The organism is Methanococcoides sp. (assembly GCF_030594565.1).
In the GTDB taxonomy this organism is placed as follows: Archaea; Halobacteriota; Methanosarcinia; order Methanosarcinales; family Methanosarcinaceae; genus Methanococcoides; species Methanococcoides seepicolus.
Window position 1 is genome coordinate 1 of record NZ_JAUVEY010000177.1, and the last position, 3,449, is coordinate 3,449.

Below are 3,449 nucleotides of genomic sequence, written 5' to 3' on the forward strand. Positions count from 1 at the left end.
ACACCCACGCCCGCCAATCCATCATAACACTTATGACATACGAACCCCTTTTGCAAGCGATGGGAAGAACAGCGGTAGGAGGAACCTTTGAATTCCTTCACGATGGCCACACGGCATTGATCAGAAAGGCGTTCGAGATGGCGGAAGGCGACATTGTGGATATCGGCCTTACATCCGATGAGATGGCCAAACAGAAGAACAGGAACATCCCCGATATTGCAACCCGCAAGAAGAATCTGACCGCTTTTATCGAGCAACTTGGCATACCTAAGAAAAGGTACAATATACAGACCCTGAAAGATCCTTATGGCTCGACAATCAAAGAAGATTACGAGTTCATCGTAGTATCCCCTGAGACCCATCCCGTTGCCCTGAAGATCAACGAGATAAGAAAGGCTGCCGGAAGAGGAGAAATAAAGATAGTGAGCATAAACTACGTAATGGCGGATGATGATCTCCCCATATCGTCCACACGTATCGGCCAGGGAGAGATCGATGTGCACGGGCATTTGAAGCTTAAATGAAATGGCTTTTCAGGTGTGAACTACTAACCTCCAAGCACTCCACAAATGTACCAATTTAAATTATTATGTGTTTTCTTTTTATACATTCATTCTAAAAAAAGTACAACCGTCCCCCTTAAATATTTTTAGACCATCAATATATTGGGAGTAGAGGTGGTAAATACTATCAGTGTAGAGAAGAACTGCCCTGTATGTGGCAGTAAATTCGTGGTGGATAAGAGCGTAGCTGAGAGAGATCTGTGTTGCACACTCGGGTGTTGTTTGAAGATTACGAGTAGTTCACAGGATAATTTAGTACAGTTTTGAGAATATCGGCCAGCATTAAAGACATGAAGATATTTTGAGGATCTAGTGCATTAGTCGTACTATTATCAGATTAATCTGTTTTTAAGGAGTTATTATCATGGTGCGTGTCGGAGTAATCGGAACCGGAGTTATGGGTGTTAACCATATACGAATATATCACGAGATGGAAGGCGTGGAGCTTGTAGGAATTTCTGATATAGATGAAGAAAGAGTGAAAGAGCTATCCAGAAAGTATGGCACCGAGCCCTTTACAGACTATAAAAGATTGCTCAGAAAAGATCTTGATGCCATTAGCATCGTTGTCCCTACAAAGCTCCACAAACAGGTGTGTCTTGATGCCCTTGAAGCAGGGGCAAATGTGCTTGTGGAAAAGCCCATCGCTGATACGCCGGAAAATGCAGATATAATGATACAGGCTGCAAAGAATGCAGGAAAAGCCTTGATGATCGGACACATCGAAAGGTTCAATCCAGCGGTCATAAAACTTAAGGAGATCATCGATGCGGGCCTGCTTGGAAAGATAGTATCTATGTCGACCCGAAGAGTAGGTGCATACAATCCGAGGATAAGGGATGTAGGTGTTATCCTGGATATCGGAGTACACGACATCGATATTATCTCATATCTTTACGGCCTTAAGGTGAACAAGGTCCATGCCATTGCAGGTGCGGACATCCATCCGTTCGAGGATCATGCCTCCATACATTTAAGGTTCGACCATAACCAGACAGGTCTTGTAGATACCAACTGGCTGACCCCTCACAAGATACGCAACCTTACAGCCGTAGGAATTAAAAACGTGGCATATCCGGACTACATCAACCAGACTTTAGAACTTCATGACGAGAAATGGATAAGGGAAGCAAAAGTTGACAAAGCCGAACCCCTCAGGAACGAGCTGGAGCATTTCATCAAATGTGTGAGCACAGGTGAAATGATACACTGCAACGGAGAGGACGGAAAACATGCACTGGAAGCATGCATGGCTGCCATTGATTCATACAAGCAGGAAAAGACGATCCAATTGTGATCGACACAAACTAAATTTTCATATTTATAACACGGATAACACAAGTTGATATCATGAGTGATAAGTTACAGAAGATCATAGATGCAAGAGGACCCATCAAAAAAATAGGTGTTCTTGGTATGGGATACGTAGGCATACCTGCAGCAGCTCTTTTCGCAGATGTTGACAAATTTGAGAAAGTCCTGGGATTCCAGAGGAATTCCGCATCCTCCGGCTACAATATCGACATGATCAACAACGGTGAAAGCCCCCTAAAAGGCGAAGAACCCGGCCTAGAAGACCTCTTAAGAAAAGTCACCGATACCAAAAAGTTCGAGTGCACCCCCGACTTCTCAAGAATTACAGAGTTGGACGCAGTGACCCTTGCTATCCAGACCCCATTCAAAAATCCCGCAGACCTCATCCCTGATTTCGGGGCCCTGATCGAGGGCATACGCAACGTAGGCAAATACCTCAAACCCGGCATGCTTGTAGTACTGGAATCCACCATCACCCCGGGAACCACAAAGGGAATGGCTAAAGAAATCCTCGAGGAAGAGTCCGGCCTGAAAGCAGGAGAGGATTTCGCCTTGGCCCATGCCCCCGAACGCGTAATGGTGGGCCGCCTCCTCAAGAACATACAGGAACACGACCGAATAGTCGGAGGAATAGACGAGGCCAGCACCAAACGAGCCATAGAACTCTACTCCCCGGTCCTCACAAAGGGAAAGATCATCCCAATGTCCGCCACCGCCGCCGAAGTAACCAAAACCGCAGAGAACACATTCCGGGACCTACAGATCGCAGCAGCCAACCAGCTCGCCCTCTATTGCGAATCCAGGGGGATCAACTTCTACGATGTACGTGCAGGAATAGACAGCCTAAAAGGAGAAGGCATTACAAGAGCCATTCTCTGGCCCGGAGCCGGAGTCGGCGGCCACTGCTTGACCAAAGACACTTACCACCTTGAACGCGGCATAGAAATAGCCGGAGAATCCCCTCTGGACTACCCCGAGAACACCGATTCCATCTACGTCCTGGCCCGCAAAGTGAACGACTTCATGCCCAACCACATGTTCAAGCTTACCGAAGAAGCCCTTGCAAATGCTGGAAAGGAAATAAAAGGCTCAAAGATCGCCATGCTAGGCTGGGCCTTCATCAACGATTCAGACGATGCCAGGAATCCCCCATCAGAGCCATACAGGGATCTTTTAGTTGAAGCTGGTGCTAAAGTTATGGTACACGATCCTCATGTATTAAGCTATCCGAATGTTGAGATCGAGAAAGATATGGAATCAGTAGTGAAAGATGCTGATGCAGTCGTAATTCTAACCGGTCACTCCGAATATTTCAAGCTGAACCCTGCTGATGTTAAGGAAGTGATGGGTAAAGATCAGCCTGTTGTTGTAGATGGCAGGAACGTGATCAAGCCTGAGGAATTTATTGATGGTGGGTTCGTTTATAGGGGCATTGGAAGAGGGGATATTAACTGAACATCTGAGGTAATAAGTTTAGAAGGAGGTCATCCGGTGATACAGAGGACATGGAACTGCGGGATTTTGTGTGCATATATATGTGGGGAGCTAGCATGGGCACTAACAATTTAAAAA

General features: G+C 46.2%; 3 protein-coding genes. All 3 read left to right on the plus strand.

Going from position 1 to position 3,449, the window contains the following annotated elements; genetic code table 11:
• Positions 1 to 59: 59 nt before the first annotated feature.
• The 3 genes from QAS77_RS11055 to QAS77_RS11065 all read left to right on the plus strand — a co-directional run bounded on the left by QAS77_RS11055 (position 60) and on the right by QAS77_RS11065 (position 3,332).
• The gene (locus QAS77_RS11055) at positions 60 to 524 is read left to right on the plus strand and encodes a phosphopantetheine adenylyltransferase (protein WP_305065588.1); all 465 of its coding nucleotides are present in this window, start codon (positions 60 to 62) and stop codon (positions 522 to 524) included.
• A 403-nt stretch (positions 525 to 927) separates the two neighbouring features.
• Positions 928 to 1,860: a UDP-N-acetylglucosamine 3-dehydrogenase gene (locus tag QAS77_RS11060; protein ID WP_305065584.1), complete on the plus strand. Its 933-nt coding sequence runs from the start codon at positions 928 to 930 to the stop codon at positions 1,858 to 1,860.
• 53 nt (positions 1,861 to 1,913) lie between these two features.
• Entirely contained in the window at positions 1,914 to 3,332 is a 1,419-nt protein-coding gene (locus QAS77_RS11065) for a nucleotide sugar dehydrogenase (RefSeq protein WP_305065586.1), read from the plus strand.
• The last annotated feature ends 117 nt before the right edge of the window (positions 3,333 to 3,449 follow it).

What these genes read in the sequence shown, in the direction of transcription:
- QAS77_RS11060 (WP_305065584.1), top strand. Translation starts at nt 928, where the DNA reads ATGGTGCGTGTCGGAGTAATCGGAACCGGAGTTATGGGTGTTAACCAT.
- QAS77_RS11055 (WP_305065588.1), top strand. Translation starts at nt 60, where the DNA reads ATGGGAAGAACAGCGGTAGGAGGAACCTTTGAATTCCTTCACGATGGC.
- QAS77_RS11065 (WP_305065586.1), top strand. Translation starts at nt 1,914, where the DNA reads ATGAGTGATAAGTTACAGAAGATCATAGATGCAAGAGGACCCATCAAA.